Here is a 21,313-nt window from a genome sequence, read left to right on the forward strand (position 1 = left end):
GAGTGCCGGACACCGACCCGTCGCCGACCCGCCGACGTGTCCGCGCAGGCTGGTTACCGCAGGTGGCACCGGTGGCGGGCCGAGGTCGGGTCTCCGCCGGAGGCATCATCCGGTATGCATATGCGGGCACGCCGACCCCGGCAGACGAGGGGATGACCGATGACCTTGCGCGTGGCGGTCGACTTCGGCACGTCCAGCACCTGCGTCGCCATCTCGGTCAACGGCCGGGAGCCGCAGGTGGTCGTGGTGGACGGCCAGCCGATCCTGCCGTCCGCGGTGTACGCCGCGCCGGACGGCACGCTGTTCGTCGGCCAGGAGGCGGAACGGCAGGCCGCGGTCGACCCGTCCCGGTACGAGCCGCACCCCAAGCGCCGGGTGGACGAGGGCGAGCTGCTGCTGGGCACGAGCGTGCTGAAGGTCGTCGACGTGGTGCGGGCCGTGCTGACCAGGGTGGTCACCGAGGCCCGGCACGTGGCGGGCGGCGCGCCGGTCGACCTGCTGGTGCTCACCCACCCCGCCGACTGGGGCGCGATCCGCACCAGGGTGCTGCTCCAGGCCGCCCGCGGCCTGGGCCAGGACCTGCGGCTGGTGCCCGAACCGGTGGCGGCGGCGGTGTTCCACTCCGCCACCCACGCCATCCCGGAGGGCGCCGCGCTGGCCGTGCTCGACCTGGGCGGCGGCACCGTGGACGCCAGCGTGGTGACCCGGCAGGGCGGCGCGTTCCGGGTGCTGGCCACCAAGGGCGACCCGACGTTCGGCGGCGCGGACGTCGACCAGGCGCTGCTGGAGCACGTCGGCTCGCTGGTCTCGCCCGGCGACCCGGAGGCGTGGCGGCAGCTCGTCGAGGGCCGGGAGATGGCCGACCGGCGCAAGCGCCGGGTGCTGCGGCAGGACGTGCGGGGCGCGAAGGAGACGCTGTCCCGGCACTCCTACACCGACGTGCCGATGCCGCCGCCGTTCCCGGACGCCCACGTGACCCGGACCGACCTGGAGTCGCTGATCACCGCGCCGCTGAACCGGGCGGCGGCGCTGCTCGCCACCGCCGTGCGGGACGCCGGGCAGGTCCCGCGCGGGCTGGCCGGCGTGTTCCTGGTCGGCGGTTCCAGCCGGATCCCGCTGGTCGCCCGGCTGGTGCTGGAGCAGACCGGCGTGGTGCCGACCAGCATCGACCAGCCGGAGACCGTGGTGGCCCGGGGCGCGCTGCGCGCGGTGAACGCGGACCCGCTGCGCACCGGGGCGCTGCCCGACCAGGGCGGCGTGACGCACAAGATCACCGACGACTCGACCCGCAAGCTGACCCGCCGCATCACGGCCACCCCGTCGCCGCCGGGCGGCTTCCCGCAGCCCGCGTACTTCCCCCCGCCGCCGACGCCCCACCCGACGCCGCACCCGCTGCCGGCGCCACCGAAGAACCGCACGCCGCTGCTCGTCGGCGTGGCGATCGCGGTGGCCGTGGTCGTCGGCGGCTCGGTGGCGTACGCGCTGACCCTGGGCGACGGCGGGCAGGCCGGGCCCACCACGTCGAGCACGCCGGCGGGCAAGACCATCGCCCAGTACGACTACAGCTTCACCCAGCCGGCCGGCTGGGCGCAGAGCGGCGGCAACGCGGAGACCCGGCAGGTGTTCCTCAAGCCGGAGGCGCCGGAGTCGGGCGACGACGTCATCACGGTGACCGAGCAGAAGCTCACCTACGACTCGACCGCGGACCGCCGGCGGGCCGAGACCCAACTGCGCGCCGAGTACGACAAGGGCGAGGGACTGTCCGGTTTCGACGCTTCCGCGGACTTCGGCGGCAAGGATGTCGTCTACTACCGGGAACAGGCGGGTTCGGCCACCATCGACTGGTACGTGCTGTTCCAGGGTGACGCGCAGGTCAGCGTCGGCTGCCAGTACCCCCCGTCCGGGGAGGGCCGGGTCCGCCCGGCGTGCGAGCAGGTGGTGCGCACGTTGACCGTGACCAACTGAGACTTCACAGGGGACGACTGATGACCGGCATCCCGGAGGCCTTCGCCCGGTTCCGCTCGGACCTGGACGCCGCCGTGACCAGAGGCCGCCGGGCCGCCGCCGCGGCCGGCGCGAAGAACGCCGCCCGGCGCGACCGCAACCGGGAACTCGCCGAGGAGGCCCGCGACCGCCGGGTCGAGCCGGGCCGGCACGCGCCCACCCCCGGCGACGTCCAGCGGGTCGCCACCGGCTTCCGCGAGCGGCACGGGCTGCCGGTGGAGCGGCTGCCGACCGGCGCGGAACTGCTCGCGCCCGAAGAATCGCAGAAGCGAACGGACGCGAATGCAAATTCCGCGTCACCGCCGCCCGTGCTCGGTTCTCGCGCGGTGGCCGGTCCGAGTGGCCAACTTCCCCCCGACAGGGATGATGACGAGGACTTTTCGCAAGCGCGAATCCTCTACTGAAGTCGCCGGCGGCCCGTTTGCGTTTACTAGCGCAACTACTTGGGAAGAAGCCGCGACAGCGTGGAACCGACCGTGGCAGGGTCTGCGTCGGAAGAGGCGTACGAACCGAGCAGGGCCGTACGGGGCCTGATCTCGCCGACTTAGGGGGTTACACCCAATGACTGGTTACGCAACCGGTGTTCCGGAGCTCGTCAGGGCCGCCGAGGACGTCATGAACACGAACGACAGCGTGCAGACCATCCTGAACCAGCTCCGCAACACGATCGACACGGTCAGCGGCGCCTGGAAGGGTACGGCGGCGGACGCGTTCACGGCCCTCATGGCCCGGTTCAACGACGACGCGGCGAAGCTGCAGGAGGCCCTGGTCGGCATCGCCGAGCAGATCAGCGGCAGCACGCAGACCTACGTGCAGCAGGAAGAGGAGCAGGCGCAGGAAATGTCCACCATCATGGGCCGCCTCGGCGGCAGCTGATAGTCCGGCGTTTTTCTCCGCTCGCCCCACCGCTTTGCGGTAATCGCTCGTCGAAATGTGACTTAACCTCCAAGGGGAGATCATGAACGACCAGATCCAGGTCAGCTTCGGCGCCCTCGGTGCCGCCGCCTCGGAAATCAGCAGCCAGGCCAACCAGGTGCAGTCCCAGCTGGACGACCTGAAGGGCCGCCTCGCGCCCGTCATCGCCCAGTGGGAAGGTGGCACGTCCGAGGCCTACCAGGTCATCCAGAAGAAGTGGGACGACTCGGCCGCGGACATCCAGCAGGTCCTCGCCGCCATCGGTACCGCCGTCGCCTCGGCGAACGACGCCTACTCCGCCGCGGAGTCCAAGAACACCGCGCGTTGGTGAACAGCTCCACCGCGTGACCTCGCGGGCCCCGGGACCACACTGGTCTCCGGGGCCCGCGTACGTGTTCCGCGAGCCCGCCCGGCCCGGTTGGCGGGGGCCGTTTTGACCCGGCCACGACCCAACCGGTATCTTCCTACGTTGTTGTGCGGTACCCGGTGCGCCCTTGCGTGCCTCGTGTTCTGGTCCACCTGCCCACCTGGGGTGTCTGGCCTGAGCAAGCCGCCGCAATGACCCCAGACGCAAGTGACGACGAGGTAGACCCGTGCGCACGTACAGCCCGAAGCCCGGCGAGGTGACCCGAGCCTGGCACGTGATCGACGCCCAGGACGTGGTGCTCGGTCGGCTCGCCACCCAGGCCGCGACGCTGCTGCGCGGCAAGCACAAGCCGACTTACGCCCCCCACGTTGACACCGGCGACTTCGTCGTCATCATCAACGCGGACAAGGTGGCGCTGACCGGCAAGAAGCGCGACCAGGAGTTCGTGTACCGGCACTCCGGCCACCCCGGCGGCCTGCGTCAGAAGTCGTTCGGCGAGGTGCTCGACACCCGTGCCGACCGGCTGGTCGAGAAGGCGATCAAGGGCATGCTGCCCAAGAACCGCCTCGGCCGCGTGATCGCCGGCAAGCTCAAGGTCTACACGGGCCCGACCCACCCGCACGCGGCGCAGCAGCCGCAGCCGTTCGAGATCAAGAAGGTCGCGCAGTGACCGAGCCGAACACCGAGGAAAACGACGTGACCACCCCTGAGGCCGAGGTCGACGCGGTCGAGGCCGACGTCGCCGAGTCCGCCGAGGTCGAAACCCCCGAGGTGGAGACCGCCGAGGTCGAGGCGGAGGCCGTCGAGGCCGACGCCGACGCCCCGGTCGAGGCGGGCGCCGAGTCCGACTCCGACTCCGACGAAGCGGCCGAGCCCGCTCCCGCGCCCGTCGTCCGCCCCGTGCTCAGCGCGGGCGCGCACCACCTGGCGCAGACCGTCGGCCGCCGCAAGCAGGCCATCGTCCGGGTGCGCCTGCTGCCCGGCACCGGCAAGTTCACCTTGAACGGCAAGACGCTGGAGGCGTACTTCCCGAACAAGGTGCACCAGCAGCTCATCCGCGAGCCCCTGGTCACGCTGGAGAAGCCGGAGACGTTCGACGTCATCGCGATCCTGCACGGCGGCGGCACCACCGGGCAGGCCGGCGCGCTGCGCCTGGCCATCGCCCGCGCGCTGATCGCGGTGGACTCCGAGGACCGCCCGGCGCTGAAGAAGGCCGGCTTCCTCACCCGTGACCCGCGGGTCAAGGAGCGCAAGAAGTACGGCCTGAAGAAGGCCCGCAAGGCGCCTCAGTACAGCAAGCGCTGACCCTCGCGGTCGGTCGCATTTCAGCAACACCCTGCGGGAGCAGCCAGTTCTTGTCGAACTGCTGCTCCCGCAGTGCTTTACGCCCGAAGTTGTGCGGTTCATCACGGAGGTCACGGCGATCATGGCTCGGCTGTTCGGCACTGACGGCGTACGTGGTCTGGCGAACGCCGACCTGACTCCGGAGCTCGCGCTGTCGGTGGCCGCCTCGGCCGCGCGCGTGCTGGCCGAGCACGACCGCTCGCACCGCCCGGTCGCCGTGGTCGGCCGCGACCCGCGGGCCAGCGGCGAGATGCTGGAGGCCGCCGTGGTGGCCGGGCTGACCGCGTCCGGCGCGGACGTGCTGCGCGCGGGCGTGCTGCCCACGCCGGCGGTGGCGTACCTGGTGGCGACGCTGGGCGCGGACATGGGCGTGATGATCTCCGCCTCGCACAACCCGATGCCCGACAACGGCGTGAAGCTGTTCGGCGCGGGCGGGCACAAGCTGCCGGACGCGGTCGAGGACGAGATCGAGCGCAAGATGGGTGAGCCGCATCACCGGCCGACCGGTGCGGGCATCGGCCGGGTGCGCGACATCGAGGACGCCGAGGGCCAGTACGTGCAGCACCTGCTGAAGGTGACGCCGCACCGCCTGGACGGCCTGAAGGTGGTCGTGGACTGCGCCAACGGCGCCGCCTCGGTGGCCGCGCCGGACGCCTACCGGCGGGCCGGGGCCGAGGTGGTCGAGATCCACGCCGTGCCGGACGGGCTGAACATCAACGACGGCTGCGGCTCCACCCACCTGGACCTGGTGCGCGCCGCCGTGCTGGAGCACCGGGCGGACCTGGGCATCGCGCACGACGGCGACGCGGACCGCTGCCTGGCCGTGGACGCGGACGGCAACGAGGTCGACGGCGACCAGATCATGGCGGTCATCGCGCTGGCCATGAAGGACGCCGGCGAGCTGACCGACGACACCCTGGTCGCGACCGTGATGAGCAACCTCGGCCTGCACCTGGCGATGCGCGAGCACGGTGTGACGCTGCGCACCACCGCCGTGGGCGACAGGTACGTGCTGGAGGAGCTGCACGCCGGCGGTTTCGCGTTGGGCGGCGAGCAGTCCGGGCACGTGGTGCTGCCCGCGCACGCGACGACCGGCGACGGCCTGCTCACCGCGCTGCGGCTGATGTCCCGGATGGCGGAGACCGGCCGGTCGCTGGCCGAGCTGGCGGGCGTGATGAACCGGCTGCCGCAGGTGCTGATCAACGTGGTGGTCGGGGACAAGGCGGCGGTGGCGCGCGACGCGACGGTCAACGACGCGGTGGCCGCCGTCACCGAGGAGCTGGGCGACACCGGCCGCGTCCTGCTGCGCCCGTCGGGCACCGAGCAGCTGGTCCGGGTGATGGTGGAGGCGGCCACCCACGAACTGGCGGAGTCCGCCGCGCGCCGGCTCGCGGGTGTGGTTTCCTCGGTGGGCTGATACTCACCGGTCGGGGGTAGTGCCATGGGTGTGGGGGTCATCCCGCTCGCGGGGATCGCGCTGGTCGTCATCGCGGTCGTGGTGGTGATCGTGGTGCTGGTCAAGAGGAACAAGGGCAACGCCCGACCGCCGTACCCGCCGCAGAACCCCTACGGGCCGTCCGACCGGCACGGGCAGTTCCCCCAGCCCGGGTACGGGCAGCCGGGCCAGGGCCAACCGGGTCACGGCCAGTCGAGCCAAGGGCAGCCGGGTCAAATCCACCCCGGTCAAGTGCACCCTGGTCAAATCCACCCTGGCCAAGGGCATCCGGGCCAAGGGCAGTCGGGGCAGGCGCCGCCCCCAAGTGCTCCGCAGAGCCCTCCGCAGGGCTACTTCCCGCCCCAGCCGCCGCCCGGACCCGGCCGGCCCCCGCGGCAGGGGTGACCCCTCCGGGGGTCGGCGTTTACACCTGCAAGGACCAGCTCTGAAAGGCCGTCCGGAGGCCCCGTCGGCTGCCACGATGGGAACCGGGCACCGGAGCGTCGCGTCGTACGGACGAGTTCGGTTTGAGGGTCGTGGCCGTCGCGCCACGGAGGGGAGCGGAGCCCGTGGCGGGTTACAACACCAGTACCGAGGCCATGCAAAAAGCCTCGAAGGGCATTTCCGACGCCGCGAAGGACACCGCGGACGACTTGCAGAAGGTGGGTCAGACCGAAACGGTCGACCGCGATTTCGGGGAAGCGCACAAACAGCACTTCCAGAAGTACAAGACCGGGATCGAGAACTTCGGCAAGGGCATCGCGAACATGTCCGGCACGCTCGCCGGGTTCGCGGGCAAGATCGCCTCCGGCGCCGGTACCTACGGTGACGTCGAGTCCACCAACGCGAGCAACGTGGGGAACCAGTACTGATGGCCAACCCGAGCTGGAAAGACGTGCAGGCGGTCCTCGACGACCCGAACGTGTCGGAGGACAAGAAGGCGGACTTGATGCACGCCTACGTCTCCGCCACCCCGCCGTGGGACATCCCGGACGGCGCCGACAAGTACAAGGACCGCTACGACACGTCCAGCTTCTGGAACTGGGGCGACCACGCCGGCCGCGGCGACAACCTCCAGGACCGGCTGGACGAGGCCAAGGCGGAGAGCGACACCAAGGGCTACAACAGCCGCGAGCAGACCAAGGCCGTCGAGAAGGGCCACCAGTCGCTGGACGGCAAGCAGCCGCCGACCGCGTCCGGTTCGGGCACGAAGACCTCCGACGAGCTGCTCGACGCGGGCCAGGCGGGCCTGAAGGTGTTCGAGAAGTTCATGCCGGTCTGGAACAACCGGCCCGGCGACTGCCTCGGCAGCACGTCCAACCTGGACTTCGGCGGGCAGATCCAGACGCCGTACAACGAGCAGCGCGGGATGAACTTCCAGAAGCTGCTGATGGAAGCGGACGAGTTCAGCACCGCGAAGTCCAAGATCGACGAGATGAAGTCCGACGTCGACGGGAAGCTGAAGACGCTGTACGGCGAGTGGGAGGGCAAGGCCGCCACCAAGTCGTACGAGCACTACACCGACCAGATCGTGCCGAAGATCACCGAGCTGGGCGACGGCCTCAACGGTGCGGCCGACCTGACCCGCACCGCCGTGGCCGGGGTGTACCAGCTGGTCAAGGCCAAGGCCGACGAGGTCCTGGACATGTACCGGGAGCGGATCGCCAAGGCCGACACGTACATGGCGGAGAAGGTCGTCTCGTTCGCGCGCGGCGAGGGCGACTACTCCAAGGACCGGGTGCGCGAGATCGCGGGCTGGGTCGACTCGGTGGTGCCCGGCAGCAACATCGCCGACCGCCTCAACGACGACGACTGCGAGCTGAACGACGAGAACAAAGAGTACGCGATCAACCAGTGCAAGCGGTGGATCCAGCAGTCGTTCAACGTCGAGTTCTGGGGCCTGTACGAGCAGTTCAAGAGCTGCTGCGCGGACACCAAGACCTCCGTCGACGCGAAGTGGGAGACCCTCGCGTCCTACATGGCCGGGTTCGAGAACCCGTTCCCCGCGCCCGCCGACGACAAGGGTGGCGACGACAAGGGCGGCGACGGCAAGGGTGACGGGAAGGGCGGCGACGGCAAGGGCACCGGCGGTGGCGGCGGGACCGGCACCGGTGGCGGTGGTTCGGGTTCCGGTGGTGGCGGCGGGATGCCGTCCGTCCCGGAGATGCCGAAGCCGGAGAACCCGCTGGACAAGGACGGCGACGGCAAGCCGGACGACGTCAAGATCCCCGGTGACACCGACGGCGACGGCAAGCCGGACGACCTGGACGGCGACGGGAAGCCGGACGACAAGGACGGCGACGGCAAGCCGGACGGCCTGAAGGGCGAGGAGGAGCCCGAGACCGTCACCATCAAGAGCGGCGACAACGAGATCAAGATCACCGAGCCGGACGAGAACGGCCACGTGCAGATCACCGTCGACACGCCGACCAGCGAGCCGAAGACCTACGACGTCGACTTCAGCAACAACCCCGACGCGCTCAAGGCGTTGACCGGCCAGAACGGCGGGGCGGCGCTGGCCACGGCGTTGGCGGGCGCGACCGCCGGCACGCCCGGCGCGGTGCCCGGTGCCCCGACCACGCCCGGCGCGCCCGGTGCCCCCGGCGCGGTGGTCGGCGCGGGCGGCGGTGCCGAGGGCGGCGCGATCCCGGTCGAGGCCGGTGCCGACGGCAAGGCCCTGATCGAGCTGGACGGCCTGGCGATCACCGCCGAGGTCGACCCGCTGACCGGCGAGATCAACCTGACCGTGGACAACGGCGACGGCACGCCGGAGGAGTACGGCGTCGAGTTCGGCGAGGACAAGGCCGACGAGGGCACGCCGGGCATCCCGGGCATGGACGACGTGGTGCCGCTGCCCGCCGACGCCGACCCGAGGCTCGACGACCCGGTCACCACGATGCCCGCCGAGGGCGAGCCGTCGACCGGTCAGCCGGAGCCCGCGTTCGGCCGCGCGGAACCGCTGCCGGACCAGGGCTTCGCTCCCGCCTTCACCGAGCCCGCCGCGGCGGACGCCGGCTTCGCTCCCGGCTTCACCGAACCTGCCGCCGCGGACGCCGGCTTCGCTCCCGGCGCGACCGAGCCGGCGGGCGCGGGTTCCGCACCCGGCGGCGGTGCGGTCGCCGGCGGTGGCGGTGGCTTCGCGCCTGACAGCGGTGCGGTCGCCGGCGGTCCGGCGGTCGGTGGCGGCTTCGCGCCGAGCGTGGGCGAACCGGCGTTCACCACCATGCCGGCGCACGACAACAGCGGCTTCGCTCCCGGCGGTGGCGGTGGCGGTGGCGGTGCGGGCGGTGGCGGTGCGGTGGTCGGCGGTCCGGTGGCCGGTGGCGGCTTCGCTCCCGGCTTCACCGAGCCCTCGCAGTTCCAGCCCGGGTCGAGTCCGGCCGGCGGTCCCCAGTTCACCGGCCAGCAGTTCGGCGGCCAGCAGTTCGGCGGCCAGTTCGACCAGGGCTTCGCCCCGGTGACGTCCGCCGAGTCGAGCGGCACCACCAGCACCTCGGGTGCGTCGGTGTTCGGCGGCTCGGGCGGCTTCAACGGCGCGGACTCGGTGCTGGGCGGCAGCCCGTCCGGTTCGGACAGCACGTGGAGCAGCCCGTCCGGCAGCGCCGACCAGGGCCTCGCGGCCGACACCAACGCCGCCAACGCGGGCCAGGCGGGTTCCGCGAGCCTGCCGTCCATGCAGGACGCGCACGGCCAGCAGGCCGGCTCACCGGTGGGTGGCGGCATGATGGGCGGCGGAATGCCCATGGGCGGCGGGATGGCGGGCGGCGGCCAGCAGGGCGGCGGTGGCGAGGACAGCGAGCGCAGCCCCAGCCAGTGGCGCACCACCGGTTCGCTGTTCGACGACGATGTGAGCCTCAGCCGCGTGCAAGGCGTGCTGGGCGAGGAGGGCCGATGAGCGTCGCGTCCGACCGGCTGGCGGCGGCGAAGAGCCGCATGGACGAGATCTCCCGCGAGCACGCCGACCGCCGGGAGCTGCGCGAGCGCCGTTCCCGCGAGGCCCGGGACAAGGCGGGTCAGAGCCTGGACAAGCAGGCGGCCGTCGCGGAGAAGACGATCGAGCGCATCCAGGAGGCCGGCAAGCGCCAGAAGGCGGCCGGCGGCTGGGGCACCACCGCGGCGACGGAGAAGAAGAGCGGCGAGTTCCGCTTCGGGACCGAGGACGACGAGCCGACCTATGAAACAGCGGCCCCCGGCACGGGCTGGGTCGCCGGCCCCCCGGCGACCCCGGTCACACCTCCGCCGCCGCCCCCGGTGGCACCGCCGCCGCCTCCGCCGCCCCCGGTGCGCCCCGCACCGCGCAGGCCCGCTCCGGTGGACGACGACGACGATTTCGGCAGCCAGAGCTGGCTCACCTGAACCGGCCCGCTCGAGGTGCACGACGGCCCCTGCGTCCTACGGGACGCAGGGGCCGTTCGGTTCTCCGGGCAGTTCAGCCCTGCTCGCGTGAAGCGCCAGGGTCGGGATCGTGCGTCGAGCAGGCGCCCACGCCGCTGTCGGGCGGGTGCGGCGGGCGATACTCCGGTCAGCTCCGGGCCAGTGCCGCGCGCTGGAAGAGCAGGCCCGCGCCCTTCACGTCGTTCTCCAGCAGGACGTCCCACTTCTTCTCGCCGGTGAGGACCCGCAGCAGGAACGCCGTCACCAGCGCCCTGGCCAGCTTCTGCGCGGCCCGCTCGCCCTTGCCGTCGAGCAGCAACTCGCTCCAGTGCCGCCCCTCGGCGAACCCGAGGTGGCTCGTCTTCGGCAGCAGCCGCAGCTGCACCGGTCCCTGCCACGCCTCCGCGATCGCCTCGGCGTGCCCGACCGGCGGCGCGATCCGGTCCTCGCCGGCCGCCAGGTGCAGCCCCGGCACGCCGATTCGCCGCGCGGCGTCCAGCGCGGACGGTCGCGTCTCGGATGCGGCCAACGTCACCACGGCCCGCACCCGCTCGTCGTCGGCCGCGGCGAGCACCGCCGCGCCACCGCCCATCGAGTGCCCGGCCAAGGCGAGCCGCTCCGCGTCGACGCTGATCCCGCCGTCGCCGAGCCGCACCCCGGTGCAGATGTCCAGCGTGGTCCGCAGGTTGCCGGCGAGCAGCCGGGACGACATCAGCGGTCCGCGCTGGGTGCCGGGCGCGGCGGCGACGATGCCCCACGACGCGAGGTGCCGCAGCAGGGCCCGGTAGCGCTCGACCGGCTGCAACCAGCCGTGCCCGAACGCCACCGCGGGCAGGCCGAGTCCGATCGCCGGGGTGTAGACCAGGCCGGGCAGTCCGACCAGGGCCAGGTCGCCGCGCAGCACGGGGTGCCCGCCGGGCTTGCTGAGCTGGTCGAGCACCTGCTTCGCCGAGTAGCCGCTCACCGCGTGAACGGTAGTCGATCGAGGTGCTGCCCCGCACGCCACGATTGGTCTACACCACTTGCGACGCTGACCTGCGCAAACGTCGTGAAGTGGCCCTTTAGGGGGATGCCGCTGGTCTGGTTACGCTGTGCGGCGTGTGCGGAATCGTGGGATACGTGGGCCATCGCCCGGCGCTGGACGTCGTGCTCGACGGGCTGCGGCGGCTGGAGTACCGGGGCTACGACTCGGCGGGCGTCGCCGTGCTCGACGGCGACGGCGGCCTCGCCGTGGAGCGCAAGGCCGGTCGGCTGACCAACCTGGAGGACCGGCTGGACGAGGTGGGCCGCGAGGCGTTCGCGGGCACCGCCGGCATGGGCCACACCCGCTGGGCCACCCACGGCGCGCCCGTCGACCGCAACTCCCATCCGCACCGCGACGCGACCGGCCGGGTCGCCGTGGTGCACAACGGGATCATCGAGAACTTCGCCGCGCTGCGCGCCGAGCTCGAAGGCCGCGGCGTCGAGATGAGCAGCGACACCGACACCGAGACCACCGCCCACCTCATCGCGTTCGCGTACGCCGAAGGCGACACCAAGGGCGACCTGGCGGCCAGCGTGCGTTGCGTGGTCCGCCGCCTGGAAGGCGCGTTCACCCTGGTGGTCACGCACGCCGACGAGCCGGACACGGTGGTCGCCGCCCGCCGGTCGTCCCCGCTGGTGGTGGGTGTCGGCGAAGGCGAGACGTTCGTCGCGTCCGACGTGTCGGCGTTCATCGAGCACACCCGCGAGGCCGTCGAACTCGGCCAGGACCAGGTCGTGGTGATCGACCGGTCCGGCTACGCGGTCACCGACTTCGACGGCGGGACCGCCGACGCCACGCCGTTCACGGTGAACTGGGACCTGTCGGCCGCCGAGAAGGGCGGCCACGAGTACTTCATGCTCAAGGAGATCGAGGAGCAGCCCGAGGCGCTGGCGAACACGCTGCGCGGCCACTTCCGCGACGGCCGGATCGTGCTGGACGAGCAGCGGCTGTCCGACCAGGACCTGCGGGACGTGGACAAGGTGTTCGTGGTGGCGTGCGGCTCGGCGTACCACTCGGGCCTGGTCGCGAAGTACGCCATCGAGCACTGGACGCGCCTGCCGGTGGAGGTCGAGCTGGCCTCCGAGTTCCGCTACCGCGACCCCGTGCTGGACCGGGACACGCTGGTGGTGGCCGTGTCGCAGTCCGGCGAGACGGCCGACACGCTGGAAGCCGTGCGGCACGCCCGTGCCCAGAAGGCCCGGGTCCTGGCGGTGTGCAACACCAACGGCGCGCAGATCCCCCGCGAGTCCGACGCCGTGCTCTACACGCACGCCGGCCCGGAGATCGGCGTCGCGTCGACCAAGGCGTTCCTGGCGCAGATCGCGGCGAACTACCTGGTGGGCCTGGCGCTGGCGCAGGCACGGGGCACCAAGTACCCGGACGAGGTGGCCCGCGAGTTCCACGAGCTGGAGGCCATGCCGGACGCCGTGCAGCGGGTGCTCGGCACGGTCGAGCGGGTGCGCGCGCTGGGCCGCGACCTGGCCGACTCGAAGGCCGTGCTGTTCCTGGGCAGGCACGTCGGCTACCCGGTGGCCCTGGAAGGCGCGCTGAAGCTGAAGGAACTGGCGTACATGCACGCCGAGGGCTTCGCGGCCGGCGAGCTGAAGCACGGCCCGATCGCGCTGATCGAGGAGGGCCTGCCGGTGGTCGTCGTCATGCCGTCGCCGAAGGGCCGGGCGGTCCTGCACTCGAAGCTGGTGTCGAACATCAGCGAGATCCAGGCGCGGGGCGCGCGGACCATCGTGATCGCGGAGGAGGGCGACGAGACCGTGCGCCCGTTCGCCGACCACCTGATCGAGGTGCCGGCCGTGCCGACGCTGCTCCAGCCGTTGATCTCGACCGTGCCGCTCCAGGTGCTGGCCGCGGAGATCGCCCGCAGCCGGGGCTACGACGTGGACAAGCCGCGCAACCTCGCCAAGTCCGTCACGGTCGAGTAGACCCCCTCCGGCGGTGCGCCGGACGAGTGGAGGAGGCAGGCTGTCGCGCTATGCGGGGACTGTGGACCACTGCGCGGGTGAGAGCGGCCGAGGACCGGGTGCTGGCGAGGGTGCCCGCCGGATCGCTGATGCGGCGGGCGGCGTTCGGCGTGGCGACCGTGGCGCTGGAGGTGTCGGCGGGGCGCCGGATCGGCCTCCTGGTGGGCGCGGGCAACAACGGCGGCGACGCCCTGTGGGCCGGCTACTACCTGCGCCGGCGGGGCGTCGCGGTCTCGGCGGTGCTGCTGGACCCGCCCCGCGCCCACGCCGAGGGCCTCGCCGCGTTCCGCAAGGCCGGCGGCCGGGTCGTCGACCGCCTGACGGACGTCGACCTGGTGATCGACGGCATCGTGGGGCTGTCCGGCCGGGGCCCGCTGCGTCCTGACGCGGCCGAGCACGTGGCGCACCTGGACGCGCCGGTCCTGGCCGTCGACTCCCCGAGCGGCCTCGACCCGGACACCGGTGCCGTGCACGGGCCGGCGGTGCACGCGGCCGTGACGGTCACGTTCGGCTGCCTGAAGCCCGTCCACGCGCTGGCCGACTGCGGTGACGTCCGCCTGGTCGACATCGGCCTGACGCCGGAGCTGGCAGGGCCGGACCTGGTGGAGCTGGAGGTGTCGGACGTCGGCGCGGCCTGGCCGGTGCCGGGTCCGACCGACGACAAGTACACCCAGGGCGTGACCGGGGTGGCGGCGGGATCGGCGACCTACCCGGGCGCCGCCGTCCTGGCGACCGGCGCGGCGCTGCTCGCGACGTCCGGCATGGTCCGCTACGCCGGTGCCGCCGCCGAGGACGTGCGCGCCCGCTGGCCGGAAGCCATCTGCACCGGCTCCATCACCGACGCCGGGCGCGTGCAGGCATGGGTGGCGGGGCCGGGCCTGGGCACCGGGCTGGGTGCGGAGGAAGTCCTGCGCACGGTGCTGGACGCCGGCGTCCCGGTCTGCGCGGACGCCGACGCGATCACCATGCTCGCCAACAACCCCGACCTCTGGGACGCCCGCGACCCCGACACCCCGGTGGTCCTCACCCCGCACGACCGCGAGTACGAACGCCTGGTCGGCGAGGTGGGCGACGACCGGGTGGCAGCCGCGAAACGCGCCGCCGACCGGTTCGACGCCGTGGTCCTGCTCAAGGGCCACGCCACCGTGATCGCCGCTCCGGACGGGCGGGTGCTGGTGAACCGGGCGCGGACGTCCTGGGCCTCCACGGCCGGTTCGGGCGATGTCCTGTCCGGCCTCATCGGCTCCCTGCTGGCCGCCGGCCTGGATCCGCTGCTCGCCGCGGGCTGCGCCGCCAAGGTGCACGTGCTGGCCGCCGAACTGGCTGCGGACGGAGCCCCCATCCCGGCCTCGGCACTGCTCAACGCCATCCCCGACGCCATCCGCGCCGTCCGTCCGCTGACCGTGCCGTAGCGACGCGACCATCCGTGGCGGTCCGGCCTCCGGCCACCCCGCGGCGACCCGCTGCTCCGTCCCAGCCGCTCCCCAACGACCCAACGACCCTGCGACCCGGCGACCCGGCGACCGACCGCTCAGCGTCCCACAGCCCACCGACACTCCCGGTCCGAGCGCCCCTGGGACCAAGCCTGCCAGAGGGGTACGACATAGCCGGGTGAGCGGCCCCCGACACACAGCCTGCCGGCTGGGCACGACGGGTCGTTGTGTCACCATGAACGGTGTTATGGCTGCTCCTCGTGCTGAGGTCGTGATCGACCTCGACAACCTCCGGCACAACGTCTCGTTCCTCGCCGGCCTCGCGCCGCGCGCCGCGACCATGGTCGTCGTCAAGGCGGACGGCTACGGGCACGGGGCGGTGGAGGTGGCCAGAGCGGCGGTGGAAGCCGGGGCGTCGTGGCTGGGGTCGTGCTCGCTGGCCGAGGCCCTCGCGCTGCGGGACGCCGGGATCAAGGTGCCCGTGCTGGCGTGGCTGGACCCGCCGGGGACGGACTACGCGCCGGGCGTCGCGGCCGACGTCGACCTCTCGGTGTCGTCGGTCAGGCAGCTGGACGAGGTCGCCGCGGCCGCCCGGGTGGCGGGCAGGCAGGCCCGCGTCCACCTCAAGATCGACACCGGGCTGTCCCGCAACGGCTGTCCGCCGGACCGGTGGGCCGCCCTCGTCGAGCACGCCGCCGCCACGCCCGAGGTCCGGGTGCACGCGGTGTGGTCGCACCTGGCCTGTGCCGACGAACCCGGCCACCCCGCGACGGACGCCCAGGCCGAGCGGTTCGACGACGCCTGTCGCGAGGCGGTCGCCGCCGGCTTGGCGCCGCTGCGGCACCTCGCCAACTCGGCCGCGCTGCTGACCCGGCCCGACCTGCACTTCGACCTGGTCCGGCCGGGGATCGCGGTGTACGGGCTGAACCCCGTCCCGCAGCCGTTCGACCTGCGGCCGGTGATGACGTTCCGGTCCTGCGTCGCGCTCACCAAGCGGATCGCGGCCGGCGAGTCCGTGTCCTACGGGCTCACGTGGACCGCCAAGAGCGAGTCGACGCTGGCGCTCGTGCCCGTCGGGTACGCGGACGGGGTGCCGCGCAGCCTCTCCAACCGGATGCACGTGTGGCTCGCCGGTCGGCGTCGCCCGGTGGTGGGGCGGGTCTGCATGGACCAGGTCGTGGTGGACTGCGGGGACGACGACGTGGCGGAGGGGGACGAGGTGGTGCTGTTCGGGACCGGCGCGAGCGGCGAGCCGACGGCCCGCGAGTGGGCCGACACCACCGGGACCATCGACTACGAGATCGTCACCGGGATGTACCGGCCCCGGGTGACCAGGACCTACCGGTGAACACGCTGTGGAAGGCCGTCGGCTGGGCGGGCGGCATCCTGGGTGCGGCCGCCACCGGTGTGGCGGTGGGCGTCGCGGCCAACCAGAAGAAGGTCTCCAACGATCGGCTTGCCGACGATCCGCTGGCAGACGAACCACTCGGTCTGCTCACCCCGAACCGCGAGTCGACCGTCGCGGCCGACGACGGCGTGCCGCTGTCGGTCGAAGAGGTCGACCCGGCCGACGGCGGCGACCCGGAGCTGACCGCGGTGCTCGTGCACGGGTTCGCACTGGACCGGCGCTGCTGGCACTTCCAGCGCCGCGACCTCGCCCGACTGACCGGACCCGGGGTCCGCCAGGTGCTCTACGACCAGCGCGGCCACGGGCGGTCCGGGCGGTCGGCCGCCGAGGGCAGCACGATCGAGCAGTTGGCCCGCGACCTTGACTCGGTGCTCCGGGCGGTCGTGCCCGAGGGACCGTTGGTGCTGGTCGGGCACTCCATGGGCGGCATGACGATCATGGCGTTGGCCGAGCAGCAGCCCGAGCTGTTCGCGGACCGGGTGCGCGGGGTCGCGCTGGTCGGCACGGCGGCGGGCGCGGTCGGCGGGGCCGGGCTGCCGAAGTCGGTGCTGTCCCGCTACAACCCGGTGACGATGGGCGTCGGCCGGTTGGCCGGGCTCCAGCCCGGCGTCGTGGAGTGGGTCCGGCGGCGGGCGGGCACGTTGACCTGGAGCGGGATCCGGGCGCTGGCGTTCGGCGACCGGAAGGTCAGCGCGTCGCTGGTCGACCTGATGGAGAAGATGATCAGCGGCACCACGGTGCAGGTGCTCACCGAGTTCCTGGAGACCCTCGGCACGCACAACAGGTACAAGGCCCTGGCCGGGCTGCGGCACTGCGAGGTGCTGGTGATCAGCGGCGACGCGGACAAGCTGACGCCGTTCTCGCACGCCGAGCGGATGGCCGAGGAGATGCCGCACGGCGAACTGGTCCGCGTCGCCGGCGCGGGCCACATGGTGATGATGGAGCAGCCCGACCTGGTGACCGGACACCTGGTCGGCTTGGTTCGGCGCAGTGTTGCCGAACGGGAGGAAAGCAGGCGGTGGTGGCGACGAGCGTGACCCTCCCGAAGGTGGAGGACACCGAGGAGTTCGGGCGCAGGCTGGGTGGACTGGTGCGCGGCGGTGACCTGCTGCTGCTGGCCGGCCCGCTCGGCGCGGGCAAGACGGCCCTGGTCCGTGGGCTGGCAGACGGTCTGGGCGTCAACGGTCGGGTGAGTTCACCGACCTTCGTCATCGCCCGCGTCCACGAGCCCGCGCCGGGTGGTCGCGGCGTGCCGCTGGTGCACGTCGACGCCTACCGGCTGGGCGGGCACCTGGACGAACTGGACGACCTGGACCTGGACACCGACCTGGTGGACGCGGTGGTGGCCGTCGAGTGGGGCGAGGGGGTGGCAGAACGTCTGTCCGAAGATCATCTGTTGATCAAGCTCGAACGGCACGACGACGACGTCCGCACCGCCCACCTGCTGCCCCACGGCTCGTGGGCCGAACGCGAACTGCCGGCCTGACGCACCTCTCGGGCGTGAGAGCGCTCTCACGTCCGAGACATGCTTCTCCTGGGTCGATCGAGAGATGCTTGTTCACCGCTCGGCGATTCCCTTCACCACACCGAGTTCGAGCAAATCCTGTGGTCGTAGGTGCAGCTCGTCGGCCAGCACCCGCACGTCGTCCCGCTTCAGGATCGCGGCCGCGAGCTCCGGTGCGATCACGGAGAAGTAGGCGTCCGGCGTGATCCACGTGTGCTCCGGCGACGACAGCGCCAGCGCCCCTCCGGATCCGCCTTCACCGACCACCAGCGTGGTGATCGGCACGCGCGCTTCCGCGACCACGCCGAACAGTTCCGCGATGGCCGCACCGACACCGGCCCGCTCGGCCGCCGCGTCGTTGGCCGCGCCAGGGGTGTCCACCAAGGTCAGCACCGGCAGCGCCAAGCGTTCGGCCAGTCGGATCAGCCGGCTCGCGGTGCGGAAACCCGCCGGGGTCGTCGCGGTGCCGGTCTGGGCCGCGTAGGCGATGGACCGGGTGCCCCTCTTCCCGATCCCGCACAGCATCCCGGGGTCGACCCCGCCCGCGCGGTCACCGCTGATCGGCATCCGGTGGTCGAAGTAGTCGTCCAGGTAGGCCGGGGCTCGCGGACGATCACCGGCGCGGGCGCGACCGACTGCGCTCCAACCGTCGGTGGGCAGATCGTCTGCGCCCAATGCGTACGGCACCTCGGCGTGCACCGCGTCGCCGCCGGTCAGCAGGTCCAGCAGGCGGGCCACGGTGGCGTCCACCTCACCCGGCGACACCACCAGGTCCACGGTGCCGGCGGCGAACTGGCCCTCCGCCGTGTACGCCGGGTCGGGCCTCGGGTCGGGGCGCACCCGGCTGCCGGCGAAACCGACCTGCGCGCCGGACACGGCGACCACCACGTCCGCACTCGCGCCGAGCGACGCCCACAGACCACCGGTCGTCGGATCGCGCAGCACCGACACGTGCGGCAGCCCCGCCTCCCGGTGCGCCGCGCACAGCCGTGCCACCCGCTGGAGTTGGCGCAGCGACAGCATTCCCTCCTGCATCCGACTGCCACCGGTGGCGATCAGGGACACCACCGGCAACCGGTACGCGTAGGCGTCGGTGAACGCCTCCTCGATCAGCGCACCGGTCGCCGTGCCCACCGACCCGCCCAGGAAGCGGAAGTCGAACGTGATGACCACCGCGTCCTCGTCGCGCCGCCACGAAACGGATTCCGCGCTGCCCGTGCGCTCCCGCGCCCGCTCCAACTGCGCCGCGTACCCCGGCCAGCCCAGCGGGTTCACCGCAGCTCCCGCTTCAGCACCTTGCCCATGTCGTTGCGCGGCAGCGATTCCACGTAGCGGACCACCCTCGGCCGCTTGTGCGGGGTGAGCAGCCGGGCCACGTGGTCGGTCAACTCCTGCGCCGTGGACGGGGTCCCGGTCGCCACCACCCACGCGACGACGCGTTCGCCGAGTTCCTCGTCCGGCTCGCCGGTCACCGCGACCTCGGCCACGCCGGGGTGCTCCAGCAGCGCGTTCTCGACCTCGCCCGCGCCGATCTTGTACCCGCCGCTCTTGATCAGATCGGTCGTCCGCCGCCCCACGATCCGCAGGTACCCGTCGGGCTCGACCACGGCCAGGTCGCCGGTCCGGAACCAGCCGTCCACGAACGCCTCGCGGGTGGCGTCCGGCCGGTTCAGGTACTCCAGGAACAGGTTCGGCCCGCGCACCTCGATCTCGCCCGGCTCGTCACCGACCACCCGCACCTCGACGCCGGCCAGCGGCAGACCGACCGTGCCGGGGCGGCGGTCGCCCGACGCGCGCACGCTGGTGTTCATCAACGTCTCGGTCATGCCGTACCGCTCGACCACCCGCTGGCCGGTCAGCGCTTCGAGTCGTTCGTGCAGCGTCGCGGGCAGCGGAGCCGAGCCGGAGACCAGCAGCCGGGCCTTCGCGAACGCCGACGCGTGCTCGGGGGAGGCCGCGATCCGGTGGTACATCGTCGGCACGCCGAACATCATCGTGCCAACGGTTTCCAGCGCCTCGGCGGCAGCGGCGACGCTGAACGACCCGAGGTGGTGCACCGTGCCGCCGCGCCGCAACGGCCCGAGCACCCCGACGCCCAGCCCGTGCACGTGGAACAGCGGCAGCCCGTGCACCACCACGTCGTCGGCGGTCCACTCCCAGGCCTCGGCGAGCGCGTCCAGGTTCGACGCGAGCGCCCGGCGCGGCAGCACCACGCCCTTGGGCGGGCCGGTGGTGCCCGACGTGTAGACGATCAGCGCCGGGGCCTCGCCGTCCGGCTCCGGAAGGTCTACCGGCGGACCGTCGGGCAGCAGATCGTCGATCACCAGATCAGGCGCGCTGTCGGTGAGGATGTGGTCGAGTTCGCGCTCGCCGAGCTTGGGGTTGAGCGGCACCACCGGCACACCCGCCAGCAGTGCGCCCACGACCACGACGCACGTCCGGACGTCGGGCCGCGCCCACACCGCGACCCGGCGGCTGCCCACCAGCCCGTAGGCCACCGAACTGGCCTGTGACGCCAGTTCGGCGTAGGTCAGCTCGTGGCCGGGGAAGCGCAGGGCCACTTTCGCGGGCGTCGTCGCCAAGGCGGGCAGCAGCATCTGCCCACCTTGGCCGCCGCCCGCGCGGCACGCATCACAAGTGTGGTTCGAGCCACGCCAGCAGCTGCTGCTTCGGACGTGCGCCGACGATCTGCGCGACCAGCGTTCCGTCCTGGTACAGCTGGAGCGTCGGCATCCCCATCACCCCGAGGTCCCGCGCGGTCCGGGGGTTGGCGTCCGTGTCGATCTTGGCGAACCGCACCGAGCCCAGCTCGCGGTCCAGTTCGGCGAGCACCGGTTCGATCATCCGGCACGGCGGGCACCAGCTCGCGGTGAACTCCACCAGCACGGCGCCCTCGCGGGTCTCCTCGGTGAACGTGTCGTCGGTCAGCGTCTGCACGGACGGCTCCTCTGCTCAGCCTGGTCGAGTTGCGCGCGCACCCGTTCCCTGGCGCCCTCCAGCCGGGCGATGCACTCGTCCAGCTCGGCCAGCTTGCGCCGGTACACCGCGACCGACGCCGGGCAGGCGTCACCGCTGGTGTGACCGTCGCGCAGGCACTCCACGAACGGCCGGGTGTCCTCCAGCGCGAACCCGATGCCGGTCAGCGACCGGATCTCGGCGACCAGCCGCAGGTCGTGCTCGTCGTACTCCCGCTGACCGTTGGCGGTCCGCCGCGCGGTGAGCAGACCCAGGGACTCGTAGTAGCGCAGCGCCCTGGTGGTGGTCCCACCCCGCCGCGCCAGTTCACCGATGCGCACGATGCCGATCCTCCGCCTTGACGCCCACGTCAAGTCCAGTGTGCTTCAGCCCACCGCCAGTGCCCCAGCTCCAGCCAACCACCCGGTTCCCGCAACGAGCCCGCAGCCGCTACACCCCCCTCGCGAGCCCGCAGCCGCTCCACCCCCCCGCGAGCCCGCAGCCGCTACACCCCCCCGCGAGGTCGCGTCGGTAGGTCGGTCCTGATTTCGCGACGATCACGCCCTTCGATCGC

At 72.5% G+C, this 21,313-nt stretch carries 21 protein-coding genes; 16 read left to right on the forward strand and 5 right to left on the reverse strand.

Annotated elements, in window-relative coordinates; genetic code table 11:
* The first annotated feature begins 159 nt into the window (after window positions 1-159).
* The 11 genes from FHS29_RS07260 (at window position 160) to FHS29_RS07310 (ending at window position 10,421) form a co-directional block, all read left to right on the forward strand.
* Window positions 160-1,965: a type VII secretion-associated protein gene (locus FHS29_RS07260; protein ID WP_184689431.1), complete on the forward strand. Its 1,806-nt coding sequence runs from the start codon at window positions 160-162 to the stop codon at window positions 1,963-1,965.
* A gap of 20 nt (window positions 1,966-1,985) precedes the next feature.
* Window positions 1,986-2,408: a hypothetical protein gene (locus tag FHS29_RS07265; protein ID WP_184689433.1), complete on the forward strand. Its 423-nt coding sequence runs from the start codon at window positions 1,986-1,988 to the stop codon at window positions 2,406-2,408.
* 157 nt (window positions 2,409-2,565) lie between these two features.
* Window positions 2,566-2,880: a WXG100 family type VII secretion target gene (locus FHS29_RS07270; protein WP_184689435.1), complete on the forward strand. Its 315-nt coding sequence runs from the start codon at window positions 2,566-2,568 to the stop codon at window positions 2,878-2,880.
* An 82-nt stretch (window positions 2,881-2,962) separates the two neighbouring features.
* Complete coding sequence (locus FHS29_RS07275; protein WP_184689437.1) at window positions 2,963-3,250, forward strand: WXG100 family type VII secretion target; 288 nt, start codon at window positions 2,963-2,965, stop codon at window positions 3,248-3,250.
* A 262-nt stretch (window positions 3,251-3,512) separates the two neighbouring features.
* On the forward strand, window positions 3,513-3,956 hold the full coding sequence (gene rplM / locus FHS29_RS07280; protein WP_184689439.1) for a 50S ribosomal protein L13: 444 nt from the start codon (window positions 3,513-3,515) through the stop codon (window positions 3,954-3,956).
* A 26-nt stretch (window positions 3,957-3,982) separates the two neighbouring features.
* Complete coding sequence (gene rpsI, locus FHS29_RS07285; protein WP_312864797.1) at window positions 3,983-4,591, forward strand: 30S ribosomal protein S9; 609 nt, start codon at window positions 3,983-3,985, stop codon at window positions 4,589-4,591.
* Window positions 4,592-4,712: 121 nt separating this feature from the next.
* Entirely contained in the window at window positions 4,713-6,047 is a 1,335-nt protein-coding gene (gene glmM, locus FHS29_RS07290; protein WP_184690034.1) for a phosphoglucosamine mutase, read from the forward strand.
* A gap of 24 nt (window positions 6,048-6,071) precedes the next feature.
* The gene (locus tag FHS29_RS07295) at window positions 6,072-6,470 is read left to right on the forward strand and encodes a hypothetical protein (protein ID WP_184689441.1); all 399 of its coding nucleotides are present in this window, start codon (window positions 6,072-6,074) and stop codon (window positions 6,468-6,470) included.
* A 164-nt stretch (window positions 6,471-6,634) separates the two neighbouring features.
* Window positions 6,635-6,937 carry a hypothetical protein gene (locus FHS29_RS07300; RefSeq protein ID WP_184689443.1) on the forward strand — a complete coding sequence of 101 codons (303 nt, stop codon included), beginning with the start codon at window positions 6,635-6,637 and terminating at the stop codon, window positions 6,935-6,937.
* A complete protein-coding gene (locus tag FHS29_RS37610) occupies window positions 6,937-9,960 on the forward strand; it encodes a WXG100 family type VII secretion target (protein ID WP_184689445.1) in 3,024 nt (1,007 codons plus the stop codon). Before FHS29_RS07300 ends, FHS29_RS37610 begins: the two co-directional genes overlap by 1 nt.
* Window positions 9,957-10,421: a hypothetical protein gene (locus tag FHS29_RS07310; protein ID WP_184689447.1), complete on the forward strand. Its 465-nt coding sequence runs from the start codon at window positions 9,957-9,959 to the stop codon at window positions 10,419-10,421. The genes FHS29_RS37610 and FHS29_RS07310 overlap by 4 nt, the downstream gene beginning before the upstream one ends.
* 166 nt (window positions 10,422-10,587) lie before the next feature.
* Here the strand turns inward: FHS29_RS07310 and FHS29_RS07315 are convergent, their stop codons facing one another.
* Window positions 10,588-11,403 carry a dienelactone hydrolase family protein gene (locus FHS29_RS07315; RefSeq protein WP_184689449.1) on the reverse strand — a complete coding sequence of 272 codons (816 nt, stop codon included), beginning with the start codon at window positions 11,401-11,403 and terminating at the stop codon, window positions 10,588-10,590.
* Between the two features lie 134 nt (window positions 11,404-11,537).
* On the opposite strand from FHS29_RS07315, the gene glmS reads away from it, so the two are divergent.
* From glmS to tsaE, 5 genes are all read left to right on the forward strand, one after another.
* Complete coding sequence (glmS, locus tag FHS29_RS07320) at window positions 11,538-13,400, forward strand: glutamine--fructose-6-phosphate transaminase (isomerizing) (RefSeq protein WP_184689451.1); 1,863 nt, start codon at window positions 11,538-11,540, stop codon at window positions 13,398-13,400.
* A gap of 50 nt (window positions 13,401-13,450) precedes the next feature.
* A complete protein-coding gene (locus FHS29_RS07325; protein WP_184689453.1) occupies window positions 13,451-14,851 on the forward strand; it encodes an NAD(P)H-hydrate dehydratase in 1,401 nt (466 codons plus the stop codon).
* Window positions 14,852-15,119: 268 nt separating this feature from the next.
* A complete protein-coding gene (alr, locus tag FHS29_RS07330; RefSeq protein ID WP_184689455.1) occupies window positions 15,120-16,220 on the forward strand; it encodes an alanine racemase in 1,101 nt (366 codons plus the stop codon).
* A complete protein-coding gene (locus tag FHS29_RS07335; RefSeq protein ID WP_184689457.1) occupies window positions 16,217-17,317 on the forward strand; it encodes an alpha/beta fold hydrolase in 1,101 nt (366 codons plus the stop codon). Before alr ends, FHS29_RS07335 begins: the two co-directional genes overlap by 4 nt.
* Entirely contained in the window at window positions 17,314-17,766 is a 453-nt protein-coding gene (gene tsaE / locus FHS29_RS07340; RefSeq protein WP_376774392.1) for a tRNA (adenosine(37)-N6)-threonylcarbamoyltransferase complex ATPase subunit type 1 TsaE, read from the forward strand. The genes FHS29_RS07335 and tsaE overlap by 4 nt, the downstream gene beginning before the upstream one ends.
* Window positions 17,767-17,838: 72 nt before the next feature.
* Here the strand turns inward: tsaE and FHS29_RS07345 are convergent, their stop codons facing one another.
* The 4 genes from FHS29_RS07345 to FHS29_RS07360 are packed head-to-tail and all read right to left on the reverse strand — an operon-like array spanning window position 17,839 to window position 21,080.
* Window positions 17,839-19,107: a carboxyl transferase domain-containing protein gene (locus FHS29_RS07345; protein WP_184690036.1), complete on the reverse strand. Its 1,269-nt coding sequence runs from the start codon at window positions 19,105-19,107 to the stop codon at window positions 17,839-17,841.
* Window positions 19,056-20,381 carry an acyl-CoA synthetase gene (locus tag FHS29_RS07350; protein ID WP_184689460.1) on the reverse strand — a complete coding sequence of 442 codons (1,326 nt, stop codon included), beginning with the start codon at window positions 20,379-20,381 and terminating at the stop codon, window positions 19,056-19,058. The genes FHS29_RS07345 and FHS29_RS07350 overlap by 52 nt, the downstream gene beginning before the upstream one ends.
* Before the next feature lie 34 nt (window positions 20,382-20,415).
* The gene (locus FHS29_RS07355) at window positions 20,416-20,721 is read right to left on the reverse strand and encodes a thioredoxin family protein (protein ID WP_184689462.1); all 306 of its coding nucleotides are present in this window, start codon (window positions 20,719-20,721) and stop codon (window positions 20,416-20,418) included.
* A complete protein-coding gene (locus tag FHS29_RS07360) occupies window positions 20,709-21,080 on the reverse strand; it encodes a MerR family transcriptional regulator (RefSeq protein WP_184689463.1) in 372 nt (123 codons plus the stop codon). The genes FHS29_RS07355 and FHS29_RS07360 overlap by 13 nt, the downstream gene beginning before the upstream one ends.
* Window positions 21,081-21,313 lie beyond the last annotated feature (233 nt).

This window comes from Saccharothrix tamanrassetensis, assembly GCF_014203665.1.
Lineage (GTDB): Bacteria > Actinomycetota > Actinomycetes > Mycobacteriales > Pseudonocardiaceae > Actinosynnema > Actinosynnema tamanrassetense.

Excerpts from the sequence above, each read along its gene's own strand:
- FHS29_RS07350 (WP_184689460.1), bottom strand. The coding sequence starts at position 20,381 with ATGCTGCTGCCCGCCTTGGCGACGACGCCCGCGAAAGTGGCCCTGCGC.
- FHS29_RS07265 (WP_184689433.1), top strand. The coding sequence starts at position 1,986 with ATGACCGGCATCCCGGAGGCCTTCGCCCGGTTCCGCTCGGACCTGGAC.
- FHS29_RS37610 (WP_184689445.1), top strand. The coding sequence starts at position 6,937 with ATGGCCAACCCGAGCTGGAAAGACGTGCAGGCGGTCCTCGACGACCCG.
- FHS29_RS07260 (WP_184689431.1), top strand. The coding sequence starts at position 160 with ATGACCTTGCGCGTGGCGGTCGACTTCGGCACGTCCAGCACCTGCGTC.
- glmM (WP_184690034.1), top strand. The coding sequence starts at position 4,713 with ATGGCTCGGCTGTTCGGCACTGACGGCGTACGTGGTCTGGCGAACGCC.
- FHS29_RS07275 (WP_184689437.1), top strand. The coding sequence starts at position 2,963 with ATGAACGACCAGATCCAGGTCAGCTTCGGCGCCCTCGGTGCCGCCGCC.
- alr (WP_184689455.1), top strand. The coding sequence starts at position 15,120 with ATGGCTGCTCCTCGTGCTGAGGTCGTGATCGACCTCGACAACCTCCGG.
- FHS29_RS07295 (WP_184689441.1), top strand. The coding sequence starts at position 6,072 with ATGGGTGTGGGGGTCATCCCGCTCGCGGGGATCGCGCTGGTCGTCATC.
- FHS29_RS07310 (WP_184689447.1), top strand. The coding sequence starts at position 9,957 with ATGAGCGTCGCGTCCGACCGGCTGGCGGCGGCGAAGAGCCGCATGGAC.
- FHS29_RS07325 (WP_184689453.1), top strand. The coding sequence starts at position 13,451 with ATGCGGGGACTGTGGACCACTGCGCGGGTGAGAGCGGCCGAGGACCGG.
- FHS29_RS07270 (WP_184689435.1), top strand. The coding sequence starts at position 2,566 with ATGACTGGTTACGCAACCGGTGTTCCGGAGCTCGTCAGGGCCGCCGAG.